Raw genomic sequence first — 20,518 nt, forward strand, 5'->3', positions numbered from 1 at the left:
AGGACGGATGTTATCATGGGTTGGGCGTAGTGGCGAAGCGGCGGCTTACACCGTTCCCATCACCTGCGCGGCGAAGCGTTCCATTTCCTCTTCCTGCGGACTCATCTGGAGCAGAAGCAGATCGAGACCGGCCGCTTCATATTCGGCGATCCGTTCCTTCAGCTGTTCGGGCGTGCCGACAAGATTGGGGCGCAAGCCACGGTTGGAGACGGAATATTCCTGGATCTTCAGTTCGCGCTCAAGCTGCGTTCCGGACAGCCACTGGTCGAAATTCGCGTATCCTGCCGGCAGATCGCTGATCTGCGTGATGCGGTCGAGTTCGCGCTTCGCCTCCGCCTCGCTATCCCGGACGATGGCATAGGCGGCCATGCCATAGTGCATCGGCGCACCGCCTGCGGCTTCGCGGCGCGCGGCCATGTCGGCGATCTTCGGGGCGATCGCCGCGACCGGATCGCCGTGCATGACATAGGCATCGCATCGCGCGGCGATCATCGTCTTCGCCTTTTCGCTCTCGCCGCCGGCGTAGATGGTGGGCGGTTTCACCGGCTTGGGAGCGCAGATCGCGTCCTGCGTTCGGTAATATGCGCCTTCGAAGGTAAAGCGCTCCTGCGTCCACAGGCCGTCGACGACGCTGAGCCATTCCTCGGTACGGGCGTAGCGGTCGTCGTGCTGGTCGAATTGCAGGCCATATTGCTTCGCCTCATCGGCCCACCAGGAGGAGACGACGTTGAGCGCGAGGCGACCGTTCGAGATGCGGTCGATATTCGCAGCAGCCTTGGCGAAGAGGGCGGGATGATGGAAGTTCGGGCGAACGGCGACCATTAATTCGATGGTGTCGGTCACCGCGGCAAGGGCGGCGGCGGTCGACCATGCATCGAGCGCGGGTTGTTCCACGCCCTTGATGTCGTTGAGGTTCAGCTCCGCTATCAGGCTGAGGTCATAGCCCCAGCGTTCGGCGTTCCGGGTCAGCCGTCTGGAATATTCCCAGGTCGCCTCCATCCCCTCGTCGGGGACATTGCGCAGCCAGCCGCCGAAGACAGGCATCCAATAACCGTAACGCATCAGGCGTCCTTCATGCGGGTGACGAGATAATCGACTAGGTTATCATGGGGATCGTAACCCAGAACCTCCTGTGGGTTGGCAACGAAGTTGGACAAGGCATTGATATCATAGAAACGGGCGACGCCATCACGGTCGTCGACCATGACCTCGACCCCGCCGACGTCGAGGTCGACCGCGCGGGCTATCCGTTCCGCACCCTTGATCATCTCCGGCGCGGGGGTGACGGCGGTCATCGCGATGCCGCTGCCCGGCACGACGCAGGCGTCGGCGGGGCAAAGATCGAACGCACCACCGCCGGCGACGTCGATCGCGTAGAGGAAGTTGCGGTTGAGCGTCTCGATGCGGGTGATCGTACCGGCGCGGGCGGGGACGTAGTCCTGCACCAGCAAAACGCCGTCGATGCTGGTCGGCAGGCCTCCGTCGGCGATCGCGGCGCGCAAGTCCGAGGCGCTGTCGAAGCGCACGATGCCTGCACCGGAACCGCCGATGTTCGCCTTCACGACGAGGGGAAAGCCGATGCTGTTCGCGGCGGCCTCTACGTCGACTGCGCGATGAACGACACGTGTGGCCGGAATCGCGAGGCCCAGGCTCGCGATGAGCGAGAGCTGACGCGCCTTGGACGAATCAATAGCGAGCACATCGGGACCGTTGACGATCGAGGCGCCTGCCCGGCGCCAGTGATCGAGCAGGGCGGCGGCGTGAAAGATGGGATGTTCGTCGCTGCGCAGGAAACTCGACATCGCGATGCGGTTGAAGACCAGCGGCGCGGGCAAGGCCGTATCGGCAGGGTTCCAGTTACCATCCGGCTTCAGCGCAGAATAGGCGATGCCGCGGCGGTCGAGGGCGGCGAACAGCGGCGCGAGCCACGCCGGATGTTCGTAGAGGATGGCAAGATCGGTCATGTCAGGAGGAACTTAGCGGATCGACGGGCGCCGGGGGAAGTGTAGCTTGGCTTGCAACCGGAAAAGGAGAGGCGGCGTGGCGCAGTACGGCGATTACCAGAACCTGATCTACGGCGCGGGCTTGCAAGGCGTGATGCCGCGCTGGCCGGTCGACTTCGCCGGGCTGGAGGCACGCGCGTCGGCGGCGATGGCGCCGGGCGTGCTGGGCTATGTGCAGGGCGGGTGCGGGGACGAACTGACGCAGCAACGCAATGCCGAAGCATTCGGCCATTGGGGTATGACGCCCAGAATGATGGTGGATTGTACCGCGCGCGACCTGTCGATCACGCTGTTCGGATGCACGCTGCCGACGCCCTTGTTCATGGCGCCGATCGGAGTGACGGGCCTGTGCACGCAGGACGGGCATGGCGATCTGGCCGCGGCGAGGGCGGCCGCAGCGACGGGGGTGCCGCTGTGCGTATCGACGCTGGCCAACGATCCGGTCGAGGACGTGATCGCGGCGGCGGGGGCGGTGCCGTCGTTCTTCCAGCTGTACACGCCCAAGGACCAGGAACTGGCCGAAAGCCTCGTCCGACGTGCCGAGGCCGCGGGGGCGAAGGCGCTGGTGGTGACGCTGGATACGTGGGTGACGGGGTGGCGGCCACGCGACCTGAACGTTGCGAACTTTCCCCAGCTGCGTGGCCACGTACTGAGCAATTACTTCAGCGATCCCGTGTTTCAACAAAGGCTTGGTAAGGATATCTCGCAGAATATGGCGGAAGCAGTCGGGCTGTGGGCGCGGCTGTTCGGCAAGGTGCTGGGATGGCACGATCTTGCCTGGCTCAAGTCGATCACGTCGCTGCCAGTAGTGTTGAAGGGCATCTGCCACCCCGAGGATGCACGGCATGCGGTCGATCTGGGGGCGGATGGGATCTATTGCTCGAACCATGGCGGACGGCAGGCGAATGGCGGCATCGCGGCGATCGACATGCTGCCGGCCGTGGTCTCGGCGGTGGCGGGCCGAGTGCCGGTGTTGTTCGACAGCGGTGTGCGATCGGGAACCGATGTGGTGAAGGCGATCGCGCTGGGCGCGGATGCGGTCGGGATCGGTCGCCCATATTCCTATGGACTGGCGATCGGCGGGGCAGAGGGCGCATCGCATGTGCTGCGCTGCCTGCTGGCGGAGGCGGACCTGCTGATGGCGGTGAACGGCTGGCCCACACTGGCCGCGGTGCGCGAGGCGGGGATCACGCGCGTGTGAGACGAAAAGGGGGAGCGGCCTTTCGGTCGCTCCCCCCGGTCGTTCGGGTCGTAATCGGATCAGAGACCGATGCGAACGCCGGCATAGTAGCGACGGCCGAGCGCGTCATAGGTGCCGGCATCGGTATCCTGACCTGCCGATGCGCCGATGTCGGCGAGGTACGGCGGCTTGTTGTCGAGCAGATTGTCGCCGCCGATATAGAATTCGAAATTGTCGGCGGTGCGGAAGCGGATTTGCGAGTCGAGGTAGAATTGCGGACGGACACGGTACAGCGGATTGCTGCCCGGCCGTGCGCCGACGAGCTGGTCGTCGAGGCTCGACTGGCTGAGCCACGTACCGGTCATGGTCAGGCCGACGCCCGCCATGTCGTACGAACCGTTGATCGTGAACTTGTCACGCGGCGCGCCGATCTCGCCCGCGAAATAGTCGCGGTCGGAATCGGGCAGCGGCACCGAATAGCCACTGATCAGGTGCGTGTACGAACCGCGCAGGCCCAGCGTACCGCCCAGACCCCAATCGGCCAGGTTCTGACGCCAGGTCACCGTGGTATCGATACCCGACGTCTTGACGCCGCCGCTGTTCGACGGACCCGAATTCACCTCGTCCAGCGAACCGGCGCTGTTCGGGCCGACGACCGTCGCACGCCGCGTGATCAGGTCGCAATAGGACTGGATCGAGTTGGCGTAGCACTGGTTCAGGATGAACTGCAGCGGGGTCGACACGATCGCATCCTTGATGCGGATGTTGAAGTAGTCGACCGTGACGACGAGGTTGCGCAGACCGCGGATCGAGCGCGGATTGATCACGACGCCCGCGGTGAACGAATCGCCCTTCTCCTCCTGCAAGGCGGGGTTGCCGCCAGCGAAGCTGGTGATGCCCTGAAGATCCGCCTGGTTTGCGGTGAACCGGCCGTTGGCGGCGATGTTGGCGGCTACCCCGGCGGCGGCACGACAATTGGTCGAGACGGTGCCGGTGCTGGTCGCGGTGACGCCCAGACAGGGGTCCTGCAAGCCCGACGGGAAATCCTGTTGCGGGGCCTGGAACAGCTCGTTGATGTTCGGCGCGCGGACCGAGCGGGCCTTGATGACGCGGAAGCGGATGTCCTCGACCGGAGCCCATTCGCCGCCATAGTTATAGCTGAACGTCGTGCCGACCGTCGAATAGTCGGACACGCGCACCGCGCCACGCAGGCTGAGCGAGCGGAAGAACGGCTTGTCCTGGATGATCGGGACGATCGCCTCGCCGAACCCTTCCCACAGATCGAACTTGCCCGCGGTGGACGGCAGCGCATTGTTGCCGTTCAGTCCCTGCTGGGTGAGCAGATCGAACACGTTCGAGCTGGTCTCACGGCGATATTCCGTGCCGACGTTGACGCCGATCGGATCGGCCCCGAACAGCGAGAACAGCTTGCCGGTGACGTTGGCGCCGGCAACGGTCTGCGTAACCTTCGTGTCGAGCGTCGTCGGCGCGGCGAGATAGGCCGCGGTGTTGGCGAGCGTACCGATGCCATAGATGTTGGCAGGAATGCAGCCGGCGGCACGAGCGGCCGGATCGGCGCAGACGATCTGACCGGTGGCCGGATCGCGATAGGAATTCAGCGCCTGAACGAAATTGGCGCTGTTGAACTGGCCGCTGCCGCGCTGGTCTTCCTTGGTCTCGCCGTAGATGCCGTAAACCTCGTAGCTGAAGCGATCCTCGAGGAACTTGCCGTTCACGCCGCCCGCGATGCGGAACAGGTCGCGACTGGCCGACTGCGTGCGGGGACCGAAATCGGCGAGGCGGCGATCGAAGTAGACGTCGCGCAGGCCATCGCCATTGGTATCGGTCGCGGCATTGAAGATCGCATCCGGCACGAACGGATTGCGATAGGTGACACCGCCGACGACGGACTGGATCGGCACCTGTCCGCCCGACGCAATCGCGACCAGATCGGAACTGAGGGGGAATGCCTCGATGACCGTGTTGACCTTGGTCTTGGCATAATTGCCCTCGAGCCAAAGGTTGGCGGCATCCGACACTTCGAAGTTGGCGCGGCCCGCGGCGACGTAACGCTCGACCGGGACGGCGAGATAGCGGAAGTCAGAGCGGTTAAAGCCGCCGCAGCTCACGCCCGTGCAATTGACCAGCGAGCCACTATTGTAGCTGAAGGTCTGGTCGCCGGCATAGATGCGGCCGCCGGGCGTGAAGCCAGACAGCAGGGTCTGCGGGGTGAACAGGTCTTCGTCACGGCCTGACGAGAAGGCGAGGCTGCTCGAATCGACGGCACTGGAACCCGCCTCGGTCGAGCGATCCTTCTTGAAGATCGTCCCTTCCTTGGAATAGCCGCCGAACAGCATGATGTTGCCGCGGCCATCAGCAAAGTTCTTGCCGGCGAGCAGGTTGACCTGACGATCGAAGCCATCGCCGCGTTCGGAGATGCCGATCTGGCCATCCATCTGCAGGCCGTCGAACTTCGTCTTGTAGATGAAGTTCACCACGCCGGCGACGGCATCGGAACCGTAGACCGCCGACGCACCGCCGGTGAGGACATCGACGCGCTCGAGGAACTGGGTCGGGATGACGTTGAGGTCGACGGCCTGGCTGCCGGGTTGCCCCGAGACGAACCGGCGACCATTGACGAGAACAAGCGTGCGATCCTCGCCGAGATTGCGCAGGTTGACCGTAGCGGCACCGGCGCCCTGCGTCGCGAAGCTGGAGTTGGTGCGGCTGATACCGGGCGAACCGAACGCCGGGTTCTGCAACAGCACTTCCTGGACGTTGATCGCGCCCTGCTGCTGGATCTGCTCTGCACCGATCACCTGCAACGGCGAGGCCGATGCAGCGGCCGGCGAGGCGATGCGTGAGCCGGTGACGACGATATCCGCGCCGCCCGGTGTGTCCTGACCGATCGCAGTTGCGCCGTCGCCGGCTGGCGTCACGCCGGTCGCGGACTGGCCGGCAGCCTGGTCGTTGGTGGTCTGGGCCGGAGTATCCTGCGTGGTCGGGGGAGCAGCATCCTGCGCCATGGCAGGCGTAGCGAGCATCGCGGCGCCGACGAAGAGGGAAGTTGCCAGCAACTGCCGGCGGTACGCGAGGGTCATGATCATCGTCCTGTCACTAAAGCCTCAGAATGGCAGCAAACCTGTCCCGAAGAGCAGGCCGGGTAGCTGCGGAAAATCGCGCAGACGAGGGCGAAGTATCCGGTTTGTGGCAGATTTCCTTCCGGTGTTGCGTTTGCGTTACAGGTGCAGGAGAGGGTATTAGGTCACCCCCACTGCACCGTCGAAAATCGTTACATTGAGACGAACACAGGTCGCTCGTTCATGATTCTGAAAGGTCTCGCAGGAGCTTGTTTGTCAGCAATAAGCCGCGGGATGCATTTTGATCCAACCGCGGCGATGGGCCTAATTTTGCTACATGGTAGGCACACTGACGTAACACAATCGTGCGTCGGCATTTTTGGTTCGCGGCTGCAGCAATTTCTCAGTTCTGATGGGAGCCTTTCGCCGCCGTCGCGCGTGTAGCCCGGATGCATATTCCATATCTGGAGATCGACCTGCCCGGGTGGGCGCAGCGGCTCGCCGGAGTCGCGGTGTTCGTGCTGGTGCTCGCGGTGCTGCATCGTATCGTATTGGCGGCGTTGCGAGGGCTGGCGAAGCGGACGACCACCAAGACCGACGACATATTGATCGACCGTCTCGGGCGGCCTTCGTTCTGGCTGGTGATCGTCATCGCGCTCGCCGCATCAGGGCCGGGGCTGGACCTGCCACGCTATTGGGAGAACATCTGGCAGCGGGTGCTGGGGTTGCTGACGCCGGCGGTGTTCGGCTGGATGCTGCTCGCAGCGCTGACGGTCTACCGCGATATCAGCGAAGTGCGGTTCGACATCACCGCCGTCGATAATTTGCGGGCACGGCGGCGGCGGACGCGGATCAGCATCCTGCACCGGATCGGCGTGTTCGTGCTGGTGATGCTGACCGTCATGATGATGCTGATGAGCATTCCCAGTGTCCGGACGATCGGCGTCACGCTGGCGGCGTCGGCGGGTGTCGCCGGTCTGGCGATCGGTGCCGCCGCGCAACCCGCGCTGAAGAACGTCATCGCCGGCATCCAGATGGCCTTTACCGAGCCGATCCGGATCGACGATGTCGTCATCATCGACAGTGAATGGGGGCGGATCGAGGATATCCGGCTGACCTATGTCGTGGTCCGGATCTGGGACGACCGGCGGCTGGTGGTGCCGGTGTCGAAGTTTCTGGAGAACAGCTTTCAGAACTGGACGCGCGAGACGAGCGCGCTGCTGGGATCGGTGTTCTGGTATCTCGATCCCGCCGCCGACGTGCCGCGGATACGGGCGAAACTGGAGGAGGTGGTGCGCGCCAACCCCCGGTGGGATCAGCGTTTCTTCAACCTTCAGGTGACCGATTCGAAGCCTGGTGGGACGATGGAACTACGCGGGCTGATGACTGCGAAGGACGCATCGACCGCGTTCGACCTGCGGTGCGACGTGCGCGAGGCGATCTATGCCTTCATTCGCGACGAGATGCCGGAGGCGTTGCCCCGCGAGCGGTTCATGCGTGCTCCGGCTGCTCCTGCGGCTCCATCTCCAACGGGGTTTCCATCAACGCATCCGTGAAGGTCTTGCGCCACCAGCCGATGTCTTCGCGGGTGATGATGTCCATCATCTTCTGCCAGCGTTCGATCCGCTCCTCGCGCGGCATGCGCAGGGCGAGCATGATCGCGTCGGACATTTCCTCGGCGGAATAGGGGTTGATGAGCACCGCATCCGTCAGTTGGCAGGCGGCACCCGCGAAGCGCGACAGGATCAGGACGCCGGGGTCTTCCGGGTTCTGTGCGGCGACATATTCCTTCGCGACGAGGTTCATGCCGTCGCGCAAGGGAGTGACGAGGCCGATCTTGGCGGCGCGGTAGATGCCGGCGAGCACGTCGCGCGGATAGCCCTGGTTGACGTAGCGGATCGGCACCCAGTCGATATCGGCGTAAGCGCCGTTGATCCGGCCCGCGAGCCCTTCAAGGTTGCTGCGGATCTTCTGGTAACTGCCGACGGTGGCGCGACTGGGCGGGGCGATCTGGAGGAGGGTGACCTCCTTCCGCTCTTCGGGATGCTCGACGAGGAAGCGTTCGTAGCCGAGGAATCGCTCTTCGAGGCCCTTGGAATAATCGAGCCGGTCGACACCGACGATCATGTCGCGGCCGACCGCGGCGTCGCGCATCTGGCGGAACGACAGGCGACCGCGCGTGCTGGTGGCGAGGTCGGCGAATTCCCTGGCGTCGATGCCGATCGGGCAGGCCATCACCTTTACCCGGCGGTCGTCGAGGACGAGGTCGCCATCCTCCATATGCGCGCCGAGTTCGTGCATCGCATAATCGCAGAACGACTGGAGCCATTCGTCGGTATGGAAGCCGATGACGTCGTAGGCGAACAGGCTGCGCACCAGCGCCTGCGCCTCGGGCAGGATCGCGAGCAGGCGGCGCGGCGGCCACGGGATGTGGAGGAAGAAACCAAGGCGGTTGCTCGCACCCCGCTTGCGCAATTCCTCACCGAGCGGGAACAGGTGGTAGTCCTGAATCCAGACCGAGTCGTCTTCCTCGATCAACGGCTGGACGGTGTCGGCGAAGCGTTCGTTGACGCGCTGATAACCGCCGGCGAATTCGCGTTCATATTCCGCTAGATCGACGCGATAGTGGAACAGCGGCCAGAGCGTCCGGTTGGCGTAGCCGTTGTAATATTCGTCGATATCCTGCTCTTCGAGATCGACCGTTGCGGTGGTGACGCCTTCGCTGCGCTGGAAGGTGATCTGGCCGGTATATTCATCAGTCTGCTCGCCCGACCAGCCGAACCACATGCCCTTGTACTCGCGCAATGCGGAAGCGAGCGCGACGGCGAGCCCGCCCTGTGCGCCGGACTTGGAGCCCGACGGGGCAGATACGCGATTGGATATGATGATCAGACGGCTCAGCGGATCGAACTCCATGGTTTGGACAACAGGGCGGCACAGTTGATCATGCCCACCAACGAATAGGTCTGGGGATAATTTCCCCAGAGTTCTCCTGATGTTGGATCAATGTCTTCAGAAAGAAGGCCCGCTGCGGTACGACGTGCCAGCATCTCGTCGAACAGGGCACGGGCATCCGCCTCTCGCCCGGTGAAGTGCAGTGCCTCGATCAGCCAGAAGGTGCAGACGTTGAACGCAGTCTCCGGCAGGCCGAAGTCGTCTTCGGTATCGTAGCGGAGCATATGGCTGCCGCGGCGCAGGCCCTTCTCCACCGCCTCCAGCGTGCCGATGAAACGCGGATCGCCGGGTTCGAAGAAGCGCAGGTCGAGCAGCTGGATCAGGCTGGCGTCGAGGTCGTCGCCGGAGAAGGTCGCCGACATGCGGTTGGTTTCGGGGCGCCACGCATTGACCTCGATCTCCTTGCGGATCTTGTCGGCGCGGTCCTGCCAGAAGTCGCGGCGATCGGGCAGACCGAGGACGTGCGCGGCGTTGGCAAGGCGGTCGCACGCTGCCCAGCACATCGCCGACGAATAGGTGTGGACGCTCTGACGCGTACGCAATTCCCACAGGCCGGCGTCCGGCTGATCGTGATATTTCCACGCACGCTCACCGACGTGTTCGAGGCTCTGGAAATCCTCGATCCCGGACTGGCGGAACAGGCGCTGATCGAAGAAGGCGTGGACGCTGCACAGCACGATCTGGCCATAGGCGTCGTGCTGGATCTGCTCGTAGGCCTGATTGCCGACGCGCACCGGTCCCATGCCGCGATAACCGGCAAGGGCAGGGGCGAACCGCTCTTCCAGCGTCGCTTCGCCGAGCACGCCGTAGAGCGGCTGGATGTGACCGCCGGCCGCGCTGTCGACGATGTTGCGGAGGTAGCCGAGATAGCCCTCCAGCACGTCGAGCGCGCCGAGGCGGTTGAGCGCCTGCACGGTGTAATAGGCGTCGCGGACCCAGCAGTAGCGATAATCCCAGTTGCGCTCCGATCCGGCATGTTCGGGGATCGAGGTGGTGAGCGCGGCGACGATCGCGCCGGTCTCCTCATGCTGGCACAGCTTCAGCGTGATCGCCGAACGAATGACGACGTCCTGCCATTCCAGCGGGATGGCGAGGCCGCGCACCCATTCCTGCCATTCGGTGATCGTCTGGGCGAGCATGGCGTCGAGCGTGTCGGCGAGGTCGCCGCTGAAGCTTTCGTCCGGCCCCAGGAAGAAGTGCAGCGGGCGTTCGAGGCGGAAGGTGCGCTCTTCCTGCACCATCCCGATCGGCGCGGTGGTCGTCAGGCGAAGCTGCATCGCGTCGAGCAGGATGCGCAGATGGTTCGATCCACCGATCTGTTCGCGGCAGGTGCCGCCCCAGCCGCAGGTGGTGCGCAACTGCATCGTGACGCGCGGGCTGCCCCGTAGCGGCCGGACGATGCGGGCGAATGCGACCGGGCGATAGGTGCGACCCGAGCGAACGAAGCGCGGGCAGAAATCGATCACCTCAAGCGCATTGCCGGCGCTGTCGGTGTGCGTGCTGACCAGGATCGGGGTGTTGCGGATGTAATGTTGTTCGACGCTGACCGAGTTTTCGATCTCGACCCCCCAATAACCGCTGTCCGGTTCGGCACCGCCGACGAGAGCGGAGAACAGGGGATCGCCATCGACGCGCGGCACGCAGGCCCAGACGAAGCGGCCCGCCCGGTCGATCAGCGCACTGACCTGGCAATTGCCGATCGGCCACAGGTCGACGCTGGTGCTGGAGGGCGTGCTGGTCGACTCTGCGGTCATGCGGTCAGGCTTTCGGTTGCGGTTTCGAGCCACGTGAGGGTGGTGGCGACATCATCGAGGCGCCAGGCGGCGGCGGTATCGCGGGGGGCGCCGATCAGGATGCCGGCACCGCCTAGGTCGCGGGCGGCGACCATCGCCGGTTCGTCGGTATCGTCGTCGCCGAGGAACACGGGGGTGCGACCCGCGAATAGCGGCGCCTGCATCAGGGCGCGGAGCGCGGTGCCCTTGTCCGCACCGGGAACGCGAACCTCGATCATCATCTTGCCGGTCTGCAGATGCAGGCCGGCATCAGCGGCAAGGGTCGCGGCGAGATCGCGGGCGGCGGCCTCGGCGGTCGGGACGGCGCGGTAGTGAAGCGCGGCTCCGAGCGGCTTTTCCTCGACCAGCACCCCGTTTGTTGCGGTTGCGAAGGTATGCATCTGGTCGACTATACGGTCGAGGGCAGCGGGACGTTCCGCGCGGGCATGCCGGCCATCGGGCCATGCGACTTCCAGTCCGTGGCTGCCCGAGATCGCGAAATGAGGATTGCCGAACAGCGCGCGGATGCCGGCGACCGGCCGCCCGGAGATGATCGCGACGCGACCGTCGAGCGCGTCGCCCAGACGATCGATGAGGGCGGCGAGGCGGGTGTCGACCGCGACGGCGTCGGGATGGCCCTGCAACTCGACGAGCGTGCCGTCGAAATCGAGGAACAGCGCCGCATCGCGGAGCAGATCGGCAGGGGGCGGAGGGAGGTGCGTCACGCAGCGCCGTGTCGGGGATCGGGCGGGGAGGGTCAAGCGGGTGACGTCCACACGACGCGCTCTGCGAACGCGTCTCATTGTGCGTAATGGATTAACCATAAGCTGCGACAGCCGATTTCGTTCGTTCGTCCTGGAAGAAGCCCGATGACCCATACTCCCACCATCGCCGCGACCCTGATCGTGCGGGACGAGGCAAGGTGTATCTTGCGGTGCCTGGACAGTGTCGCACCCTTCGTGGACCGGATGGTGGTCGTGGATACGGGATCGGTCGACGATACCGTGGCGATCGCGCTGGGAGCGGGGGCAGAAGTGCATCATGTGCCTTGGTCCGACGATTTCTCGTCCGCGCGCAACGAAGCGCTGCGACTGGCTGCGTCGGACTGGCATCTGGTGCTCGATGCGGACGAATGGATCGTGTCGGGCGGCGATAGCCTGCGCGATTGGTGCAGGGAGCCGGCGCGGCTGGGGCAGGCGTGCATCCACAGCGACGACGGTGACGGCGCAACCACGACTCGCAGCTGGATCACGCGGCTCTTACCGCGGGGCGTGTGGTTCGAAGGGCGGGTTCACGAACAGGTCGCCTCTGCTCTGCCTCGGGTGCGAACCGGCCTGCACGTCGGCCACGACGGCTATCGGTTGGCGCAGATCGCCCGCAAACAGGATCGCAACCACCGGCTGCTGCTGGCCGAACTTGCGGCGCAACCCGGTGACCCGTATCTGCTCTATCAGTTGGGCAAGGATGCCGACATGCGCGGCGATGCCCTTGAGTCGGCGCGCCACTATGCGGATGCCGTGCCCGTAACGCCGCGATCGGCGGCATGGCGGCACGCGCTGATCACCTGCGCGATTCCTGCGCTCGTTAAGGCCGGACGGCTGGAGCAGGCGATGGCGCTGGCCGAGGCGGAGATGCCGTATTGGACCGGCTCACCCGATTTCTTCTTCGTGCTCGGCGACCTGCTGCTCGCGCGTGCGATCGCCGATCCGGCACGGGCGGTCGACCAGTGGCTACCGCTGGCGGTCGGAGCGTGGGAGCGCTGTCTGGCGATCGGCGAGCAGCCTGCGCTGGAGGGTAGCGTCGCGGGGCGGGGGAGTCGTCTCGCCCGGCACAATCTCCACGTGATCGGATTGCAGCTGGCGCTGCTGGCCGGCTGAACGTCAGGCGGCGCGCCATGCGCCCGGTGCGAGATCGTCCAGCATCCAGTCTCCGATACGCCAGCGGATCAGCCTCAGCGTCGGGTAGCCGACGGCGGCGGTCATGCGGCGGACCTGGCGGTTGCGGCCTTCGGTGATGGTCAGCGACAGCCAGGTGTCGGGGATCGACTGGCGGACGCGGATGGGGGGTGTGCGGGGCCAGATGTCGGGCGGGGCGATGCGCTCGGCTTCGGCGGGGCGGGTGAGGCCGTCGTTCAGCATCACGCCGGACCGCAGCCGGTGCAGCGCATCGTCGTCCGGAACGCCCTCGACCTGCACCCAATAGGTTTTCGGCAGCTTGAACTTGGGGTCGGCGATGCGGGATTGCAGGCGGCCGTCGTCGGTGAGGAGGAGCAGGCCCTCGCTGTCGCGGTCGAGGCGGCCGGCGGGGTAGACGCCCGGCACGTCGATATAGTCCGACAGGGTGGCGCGGGTGGTCGGACTGCCGCGGTCGGTGAACTGGCTGAGGACGTCGTAGGGCTTGTTGAACAGGATGAGGGTCACGGCGGTTCAGGCCGCGAGTTGCGTCATCCAGCCCTCGGCATGCGCGAATGCGGGGGCGTCGTCGACGTCGAGCCAGTCGAGATCGCTGCAATCGACGATCTTCGCCGAGCCCTCGGCGGCGAGGATGCGGACGCCTTCGGTGAGCGAGGGGCTGTCGAGCGTCGCCAAGGCTCCGAAGAAGCGCTGGGACACGGCGAAGATGCCGGTGTCGTAGCAATCGTGCGGGGTCAGGCCCTTGCCGATGGCGACGATCGCATCGCCACGGGTGGCGACGTTGGTGACGTCGAGCGGGTCGACCCACGGATGGCCGAGACGGCGGTCGATGCCAAGGCGAAGGCCCGTGCCGGCACCGGCCCTGGCGAGGCGGCGGTAGTGGCGCGGCTGGACGAGGTGATCGCACATCGCAAGCACCGCGCCCTCTTCACCGACGAGCGCGCGGGCGGCGAGCGCCGACACGCCGTTGGGCTGGTGATAGTCTGTCATCACCGTCACCACTTCCAGTGGCCATTGCCGACTGGCGAGATGCGCGGCGATCGCGTCGGCGCCATAGCCGAGCGACACGATCGCGCGCGTCAGACCCGCTGCCGCCATGCCGTCGAGGGCATGATCGATCAGCGCGCGCCCGGCGACCGGGCAGAGCGGCTTGAACGGCGTGACCGAACGGAGCCGGCTGCCCTGTCCGGCGGCGAGCAGCAGGCCCGTGGTTATCATCATGCGGCCTTGATGAAGTCCTCGACCGCGATCTGCGCGAGGTCGTCGGTCATCTGGTGGCGCGGGTGCTTGCAGAAATACGCGCTCGCGGGATCGATGACGCCGGCGATGCCGCGGTCCTTGGCGATGGCGGCGCAGCGGATCATGTCGATCGCGACGCCGGCGCTGTTGGGCGAATCCTCGACCGACAGGCGCAGTTCGAGGTTCATCGGCACGCCGCCGAACAGCTGGCCTTCCATGCGCAGGAAGCAGACCTTGTTGTCGTTCTGCCACGGCACGTAATCGGACGGACCGATGTGGACGTTGTCGTCGTCCATGCGCTCGGCCGCGACCGACTGCACCGCTTCGGTCTTCGAAATCTTCTTCGATTCGAGGCGGCGGTGGTTCGACATATTGAGGAAGTCGGTGTTGCCGCCGGTGTTGAGCTGGTACGTACGGTCCAGCTTGACGCCGCGCTTGGCGAACAGGTCGGTCAGCACGCGGTGGACGATCGTCGCACCCAGCTGAGCCTTGATGTCGTCGCCGATGATCGCGACGCCGGCGTCCTCGAACTTCTTGGCCCAGACGGGGTTGGAGGCGATGAAGACGGGGATATTGTTGACGAAGGCGACACCGGCTTCCAGCGCGCATTCGGCGTAGAATTCGGTCGCTTCCTGGCTGCCAACCGGCAGGTAGTTCATCAGCACGTCGGTGCCCGACGCCTTCAGCTCGGCGACGATCTCGGCCTTGGTCGGCTGGGTGTCGTTGGCGACGATGAAGGTGCGGTCGTCCTTGTAGTCGGACATGTGCTCGGCGACGCCGTCCAGCACCGCACCCATCTTCACGATCGTGCCGGTGGCGGGCAGGTTCGCGGCGAAGACGGCGGTGCAGTTCGGCTTGGCGAACACCGCCTCGGCGACGTCCTTGCCGACCTTGCGTGCGTCGACGTCCCAAGCGGCGACGACCTTGATGTCCGAAGGCTTATAGCCGCCGAGTTCCCAGTGCATGAGGCCGACGAGATCGTTGGCGCCTTCGCGATAATGCTCCAGCCCCTGGACGAGCGAGCTCGCACAGTTGCCGATGCCGACGATGGCGATGTTGATGCTCTTCATGAATGACCCTGTTCGCTTGAAAGTAGAATGGATTGCGGCGCGAGGCCGTGAACGAAGCGGCGTTCGACGCGCCGGTGAGCGGAGAGGCCGAGCGCGGCGATCACCGTCAACGGTACGATTTCGAACCACCAGAAGATGCGCGGATCGCCCGCGAGGCAGGCGATGCAGATCGCCCATACCCGGACGTTGGCGGTGAGCAAGGATTGCAGCCGCATCATCGGCACGGCGGCGGCGGCATATGCGGCGGCAAAGGCGCTACGGTCCTCCGCGGCGCCGAAGCGGCGTTCGAACGGCATCGAGAGGCGATCGACGCTGCCGGCGACGCTGTCGTAGAGGCGGACGAGCACCATGCCGGTCGGCTGCGGCACCACGGCGAGCGGCAACCCACGGGCGCGGCGATGGAAGCGCGCGCGCTCGCCCTCGTACAGACTAGACTGCACCGCATGCGCAGCGGCGGCGGTGAGCGCGAGGACCCAGCCCTCCACCGTTCCCACCGTCCAGGCGAGCGAAAGATAGATCAGCGCGAAGACGCCATGGTCGCACAACCCGTCGAGCGTACGGCCGAGCGCGCTCGCCGTCTGCGTCGCGCGGGCGATCATGCCGTCCAGGCCGTCGGCGACCAGCCAGGCGACCGAGAAGACTAGCCCGACCAGCGCGAGGGCGGGATAATGCCAGTTGGCATAGGCGATTGCCGCCACCGTCCCGCATGCAAGCCCCGCCAGAGAGACCATATTGGCCGAAATCCCATGCCGCAGGGCAAAGGGGAGCAAGGCGTGCGACGCGGGGTGAATCAGGTAGAGATTCGATGGGTCCTCGATCCGGCGATCGCGTGAGCCATCCCGGGGAGGCGGTGTCATCAGGCGTTCATAATGCGCCGGTAACGGCGCAAACGCAATATTCTATGGAACGTTTCGCCGCAACTCGTCGAGCCACACGGCCGCCGTGCCGTCCGACGGCGCGCGCCAGTCTCCACGCGGACTGAGCGCGCCGCCGCCCGAGACCTTGGGACCGTTGGGGATCGCCGAGCGCTTGAACTGGCTGAGCTGGAAGAAACGCACGACGAAGCGCTCCAGCCAATGCTTGATGGTAGGCAGGTCGTAGGCGACGCGGGCATCGGCGGGAAAGTCCTCCGGCCATTGCCCCGCCTCGACATCGCGCCACGCATGCCACGCCAGGAACGCGATCTTGGACGGGGCGAGGCCGTAACGCACGACGTAATGGGCGAAAAAATCGTTGAGCGCGTACGGCCCGACCATCGATTCGGTGCTCTGCATCGCGCCGGTGTCGGCATCCGCGGGGACGAGTTCGGGCGAGATTTCCTGCGACAGGATGGTCGAAAGGACCTCGTTGGTCGCCTCGTTATATTGCCCTGTCCGGATGCACCAGCGGATCAGGAACTGGATCAGCGTCTTGGGCACGCCGCTGTTGACGGCATAATGGCTCATCTGGTCGCCGACGCCATAGGTGCACCAGCCGAGCGCCAGCTCGCTGAGGTCGCCGGTGCCGAGCACGATGCCCCCACGCTGGTTGGCGAGGCGGAACAGATAATCGGTGCGCAGGCCCGCTTGCACATTCTCGAAGGTGACGTCGTACACCGCCTCGCCCTTCGCGAAGGGGTGGTCCATGTCGGCGAGCATCTGGCGCGCCGCAGGGCGGATGTCGATCTCGTCCGCAGTGCAGCCGAGCGCACGCATCAGCGCCCAGGCATTGCCCTTGGTGGCGTCGCCGGTGGCGAAGCCCGGCATGGTGAAGCCGAGGATGTCGGACCGCGGACGGCCCAGCCGATCCATCGCCTTTGCCGCGACGATCAGCGCGTGGGTAGAGTCGAGGCCGCCCGAGACGCCGATGACGAGCGTCTTCGACCTGGTCGCGGACAGCCGCTTGGCGAGCGCCTCGACCTGGATGTTGAAGGCTTCGTAGCAATCCTCATCGCGGCGGCCGGGATCGTTGGGGACGAAGGGAAAGCGGCGGACGGGGCGCTCCAGCCCGGTGTCGGCCAGCGCCGGCCGATGCGTGAAGCCGATCCGGCGGAAACGGGCCTCCGGATGACCGGCAGCGATCGCCGAATCGTTGAACGTGCCGTTGCGCAGTCGCTCCTGCACGATACGCTCGAGGTCGATGTCGGCGGCGACCAGCTCGGGCTCCTGCACGAACCGTCGCGATTCGATCAGCAGGTCGCCGAGCTCGTAGATCAGCCCCTGCCCATCCCAGGCGAGGTCGGTGGTGCTCTCCCCCGGCCCTGCGGCGGAATAGATATAGGCGCACGAGGCGCGCGCGGACTGCGCCTCGGCGAGCAGCATCCGCTCGCGACCCTTGCCGATGATGATGTTGGAGGCACTGAGATTGCAGCAGATCGTCGCGCCCGCCAGCGCACCGGCGGTCGATGGCGGGGTCGGCGCCCAGTAATCCTCGCAGATCTCGGCATGGACGACGAAGCCCGGCATATCGTCCGCGGCGAAGATCAGGTCGGGACCGAACGGGACGTCGGCATCGCCGATCCGCATCGTCAGGTCGCGCAGGCCGAGCCCGGGCGCGAACCAGCGCTTCTCGTAATATTCGCGGTAGTTGGGCAGGAAGCTCTTCGGCACGACACCAAGGATGCGGCCGCGGTGGATGACGACGGCATTGTTGTAGAGCCGCCCGTTGCGGACGAGTGCCGCGCCTACGAGCAGCATCGGGGCAAGCGCAGCCGTCTGTTCGGCTACGGCGAGCACGGCCGCTTCGCTGGCGCGCTGTTGCGCCGATTGCAGGTGCAGGTCGTCGATCGCGTAAGATGTCAGGTTGAGTTCGGGAAACACGACCAGATCGATTCCGCGTGCATCGGCATCCTTTGCCATCACCACGGTCGCATCGATATTGGCGGTGATGTCGCCAACGGTCGCGAGCGGAGTCGCTGCGGCGACGCGGACCATCTGGTGGCGGTGGATCGAATGGAAGTCGGTCATGGAGGGTCTTGCTAGCCGGGTTGGATCGAGGGTTCCATCGCTGAACGCCCGTGGCCGTGGCGCGATCCTTTCGCCTTATGTTGCCTTCCGCGAACTCGGGCGTTCAGGTCGTCGCATCAACGGAGCATGACATGACCGACGACACCGCCATCGACACCCGCCGCCGCGAGATCGCGACCGAGCATCTGCTGTTCAAGACTATGGAATATGTCGAGGCGCGGCATCCCGGGCTGCTCGATTTTCTGGAAGCAAGTCTGGGGCATCTCGGCGATCCGGCCAGGGATGGGACGAAGGATGACGAAGCGGTTCGCGAGGTGGCGCGGCGGATGATCGTCGGCGCCCGGGCCGAAGGAATCGGGTCATCGCGTACGTGAACGCGTAGCGAGCAGGAGCACAAGCGGGGAGGGGATCATCGCCGACGCAGGGATGAGGTTCGCTCCTGCTCGGTCATCCCGGACTTGTTCCGAGGTCCGCCGGGCGGCAAGGGAATCAGTTCGAGCATCTGGCCCTTCCTTCGCGGTCGGGTGGACCCCCGATCATGTCCGGGGTGACTGAGGGGAAGTAATACAGTGATGATGACGACGGTATCTGGCATCCGCAATTGCGACACTATGAAGAAAGCGCGGGCGTGGCTGGATGCCGAGGGCATCGCCTATCATTTCCACGACTATAAGATCGCCGGGGTCGATCGCACCACGCTCGAAGGCTGGGTTGACCGGATCGGTTGGGAAGCACTGCTCAACCGCGCGGGGACGACGTTTCGCAAATTGCCCGAAGCGGACAAGGTCGGGCTGGATGCCGGCAAGGCGGTTGACCTGATGCTCGCGCACCCGTCGATGATCAAGCGGCCGGTGGTCGCGCATGGCGATACGCTGCTTGTCGGGTTTAGACCGGCGGAATGGGCGGCTGCATTCGGACGCTGACCCCCGCCCTGACTGGTTGCGCTTCCACGACGAACGGAGCAGCATGGCCCCAGCCAAGGAGAGGGGTGGAATGACCGGCTTTCACAAACCGATACCGGGATGGTTTCGCGTGATCGCGGTGATGCTGACGATCTGGGGCGTGGTCGGGGTGTTCGCGTGCGTGCAGCAGTTCCGGCTGGGCGCGGAGGCGATGGGTCCAGCGGACGATTACTACCGGCGGCTCTATGCGACGTTTCCGGCATGGTACAATAGGATATATGCGGTGGCGACGGGAAGCGGATTGCTTGCGGCGCTGGCGCTGCTGTTCGGGTCGCGGCTCGCACGGCCGCTGTTCGTGGTGTCGCTGATCGCCATCGTCGTTCAGTTCGGCTGGCTGTTCCTCGCGACCGACATCATCGCGGTACGTGGCGTAGCGCAGGTGGTGCCGTTCCCGGCGTTCATCGCCATGGTCGCAACTTTCGGAGTGTGGCTGTCGGATCATGCAGGGCGGCGGGGATGGATCGGGTGAGCGGGGCGCGGTAAAGCAGGACATGTCCACCACCTACACGATCGACACCGCGACCAGTCGCGCCAATCCGACGCCGGCGCCGCTGAAGCGGCTGACGGTGCCCGCGATCCGCAAGCGCAAGGGCGGCGAGCCGCTGGTGATGCTGACCGCCTATACCGTGCGGACCGCGCAGTTGCTCGATCCGCATTGCGACATGCTGCTGGTCGGCGACAGTCTGGGGCAGGTAATCTATGGTCTGCCATCGACGGTGCCAGTGACGCTCGAGATGATGGCGGCGCATGGCGCAGCAGTGGTGCGCGGCAGCTATCATGCGGTGGTGGTGATCGACATGCCGTTCGGCAGCTACGAAGCCTCACCGCAACAGGCGTTCGAGAGCGCGGCCTATCTGCTGAAGCAGACCGGCGCGGCGGCGGTGAAGCTGGAGGGGGGCGAGGCGATGGCACCGACGGTGCGCTTCCTGTCCGAACGCGGTATCCCGGTGATGGGGCATGTCGGACTGACGCCGCAGGCGGTGAACGTGCTCGGCGGCTATGGCGCCCGCGGCAAGACCGATGCCGAAGCCGTGAAGATCGTCGCCGATGCGACTGCGGTGGTAGACGCCGGCGCCTTCGCGGTGGTGATCGAGGGCGTGATGGAGCCGATCGCGATCCGCATCACCGAAGCGGTGGCATGCCCGACGATCGGCATCGGCGCGTCGGCGCAATGCGACGGGCAGGTGCTGGTGGCGGAGGATATGCTTGGCCTTTTCGAACGTACCGCGCGCTTCGTGAAGCGCTATGAGGACATGGCCGGCCGCATTTCCGCCGCAGCGCAGACCTATGCCGCCGAAGTGCGGGCGCGCAGCTTTCCCGGACCGGAGCAGATCTATCCGCCGAAAAGCTGATCGTTACGCTCCCTTTTGTTTCCCGGCCGCGACCGCTAAGGATGCGC

Annotated in this window: 18 protein-coding genes; 7 read left to right on the forward strand and 11 right to left on the reverse strand. The window is 65.3% G+C overall.

Translation table 11 applies throughout. The features are described from left to right. Positions 1–45: 45 nt before the first annotated feature. Both LRA87_RS03940 and LRA87_RS03945 read right to left on the reverse strand, forming a co-directional pair. Positions 46–1,062, reverse strand: coding sequence for an LLM class flavin-dependent oxidoreductase (locus tag LRA87_RS03940; protein ID WP_230629449.1), 1,017 nt, complete (start codon positions 1,060–1,062; stop codon positions 46–48). Then, complete coding sequence (locus tag LRA87_RS03945) at positions 1,062–1,964, reverse strand: ATP-grasp domain-containing protein (protein WP_230629450.1); 903 nt, start codon at positions 1,962–1,964, stop codon at positions 1,062–1,064. Before LRA87_RS03945 ends, LRA87_RS03940 begins: the two co-directional genes overlap by 1 nt. Positions 1,965–2,040: 76 nt before the next feature. Between LRA87_RS03945 and LRA87_RS03950 the strand changes: the two genes are divergently transcribed. Further along, positions 2,041–3,204: an alpha-hydroxy-acid oxidizing protein gene (locus tag LRA87_RS03950; RefSeq protein ID WP_230629451.1), complete on the forward strand. Its 1,164-nt coding sequence runs from the start codon at positions 2,041–2,043 to the stop codon at positions 3,202–3,204. Between the two features lie 59 nt (positions 3,205–3,263). On the opposite strand, the gene LRA87_RS03955 is transcribed toward LRA87_RS03950, so the two are convergent. After that, positions 3,264–6,284 (reverse strand): TonB-dependent receptor domain-containing protein, encoded by a 3,021-nt coding sequence (locus LRA87_RS03955; protein ID WP_230629452.1) that lies wholly within the window; start codon positions 6,282–6,284, stop codon positions 3,264–3,266. A gap of 428 nt (positions 6,285–6,712) precedes the next feature. On the opposite strand from LRA87_RS03955, the gene LRA87_RS03960 reads away from it, so the two are divergent. Further along, positions 6,713–7,819, forward strand: a complete 1,107-nt coding sequence (locus tag LRA87_RS03960) for a mechanosensitive ion channel family protein (protein WP_230629453.1) — start codon at positions 6,713–6,715, stop codon at positions 7,817–7,819. Here the strand turns inward: LRA87_RS03960 and LRA87_RS03965 are convergent. Genes LRA87_RS03965 through otsB form a run of 3 tightly spaced genes read right to left on the reverse strand, consistent with a single transcriptional unit; the run spans position 7,755 to position 11,715 of the window. Next, positions 7,755–9,179: an alpha,alpha-trehalose-phosphate synthase (UDP-forming) gene (locus tag LRA87_RS03965; protein WP_230629454.1), complete on the reverse strand. Its 1,425-nt coding sequence runs from the start codon at positions 9,177–9,179 to the stop codon at positions 7,755–7,757. The genes LRA87_RS03960 and LRA87_RS03965 overlap by 65 nt on opposite strands. After that, on the reverse strand, positions 9,161–10,972 hold the full coding sequence (locus LRA87_RS03970; protein WP_230629455.1) for a glycoside hydrolase family 15 protein: 1,812 nt from the start codon (positions 10,970–10,972) through the stop codon (positions 9,161–9,163). The genes LRA87_RS03965 and LRA87_RS03970 overlap by 19 nt, the downstream gene beginning before the upstream one ends. Continuing rightward, on the reverse strand, positions 10,969–11,715 hold the full coding sequence (otsB, locus tag LRA87_RS03975; RefSeq protein WP_230629456.1) for a trehalose-phosphatase: 747 nt from the start codon (positions 11,713–11,715) through the stop codon (positions 10,969–10,971). The genes LRA87_RS03970 and otsB overlap by 4 nt, the downstream gene beginning before the upstream one ends. A 144-nt stretch (positions 11,716–11,859) precedes the next feature. Here otsB and LRA87_RS03980 point away from each other — a divergent pair, with 144 nt between their 5' ends. Next, positions 11,860–12,867: a glycosyltransferase family 2 protein gene (locus LRA87_RS03980; protein WP_230629457.1), complete on the forward strand. Its 1,008-nt coding sequence runs from the start codon at positions 11,860–11,862 to the stop codon at positions 12,865–12,867. A 3-nt stretch (positions 12,868–12,870) separates the two neighbouring features. On the opposite strand, the gene LRA87_RS03985 is transcribed toward LRA87_RS03980, so the two are convergent. Genes LRA87_RS03985 through LRA87_RS04005 form a run of 5 tightly spaced genes read right to left on the reverse strand, consistent with a single transcriptional unit; the run spans position 12,871 to position 18,157 of the window. Continuing rightward, the gene (locus LRA87_RS03985; protein WP_230629458.1) at positions 12,871–13,410 is read right to left on the reverse strand and encodes an rRNA large subunit pseudouridine synthase E; all 540 of its coding nucleotides are present in this window, start codon (positions 13,408–13,410) and stop codon (positions 12,871–12,873) included. A 6-nt stretch (positions 13,411–13,416) separates the two neighbouring features. Then, positions 13,417–14,124: a phosphocholine cytidylyltransferase family protein gene (locus tag LRA87_RS03990; RefSeq protein WP_230629459.1), complete on the reverse strand. Its 708-nt coding sequence runs from the start codon at positions 14,122–14,124 to the stop codon at positions 13,417–13,419. After that, positions 14,121–15,212: an inositol-3-phosphate synthase gene (locus LRA87_RS03995; protein WP_230629460.1), complete on the reverse strand. Its 1,092-nt coding sequence runs from the start codon at positions 15,210–15,212 to the stop codon at positions 14,121–14,123. Before LRA87_RS03995 ends, LRA87_RS03990 begins: the two co-directional genes overlap by 4 nt. Continuing rightward, the gene (locus tag LRA87_RS04000; RefSeq protein ID WP_230629461.1) at positions 15,209–16,069 is read right to left on the reverse strand and encodes a CDP-alcohol phosphatidyltransferase family protein; all 861 of its coding nucleotides are present in this window, start codon (positions 16,067–16,069) and stop codon (positions 15,209–15,211) included. Before LRA87_RS04000 ends, LRA87_RS03995 begins: the two co-directional genes overlap by 4 nt. 42 nt (positions 16,070–16,111) lie before the next feature. Continuing rightward, positions 16,112–18,157, reverse strand: coding sequence for an NAD(+) synthase (locus tag LRA87_RS04005; RefSeq protein WP_230629462.1), 2,046 nt, complete (start codon positions 18,155–18,157; stop codon positions 16,112–16,114). 131 nt (positions 18,158–18,288) lie between these two features. On the opposite strand from LRA87_RS04005, the gene LRA87_RS04010 reads away from it, so the two are divergent. From LRA87_RS04010 to panB, 4 genes are all read left to right on the forward strand, one after another. Further along, positions 18,289–18,531 (forward strand): hypothetical protein, encoded by a 243-nt coding sequence (locus LRA87_RS04010; protein ID WP_230629463.1) that lies wholly within the window; start codon positions 18,289–18,291, stop codon positions 18,529–18,531. A gap of 198 nt (positions 18,532–18,729) precedes the next feature. After that, positions 18,730–19,080: an ArsC family reductase gene (locus LRA87_RS04015; RefSeq protein WP_230629801.1), complete on the forward strand. Its 351-nt coding sequence runs from the start codon at positions 18,730–18,732 to the stop codon at positions 19,078–19,080. 70 nt (positions 19,081–19,150) lie between these two features. Further along, positions 19,151–19,588, forward strand: coding sequence for a hypothetical protein (locus LRA87_RS04020; protein WP_230629464.1), 438 nt, complete (start codon positions 19,151–19,153; stop codon positions 19,586–19,588). A 22-nt stretch (positions 19,589–19,610) separates the two neighbouring features. Then, positions 19,611–20,471: a 3-methyl-2-oxobutanoate hydroxymethyltransferase gene (gene panB, locus LRA87_RS04025; RefSeq protein ID WP_230629465.1), complete on the forward strand. Its 861-nt coding sequence runs from the start codon at positions 19,611–19,613 to the stop codon at positions 20,469–20,471. Positions 20,472–20,518 lie beyond the last annotated feature (47 nt).

Origin of the sequence: Sphingomonas sp. Leaf37 (genome assembly GCF_920939475.1) — a bacterium.
Classification (GTDB): domain Bacteria; phylum Pseudomonadota; class Alphaproteobacteria; order Sphingomonadales; family Sphingomonadaceae; genus Sphingomonas.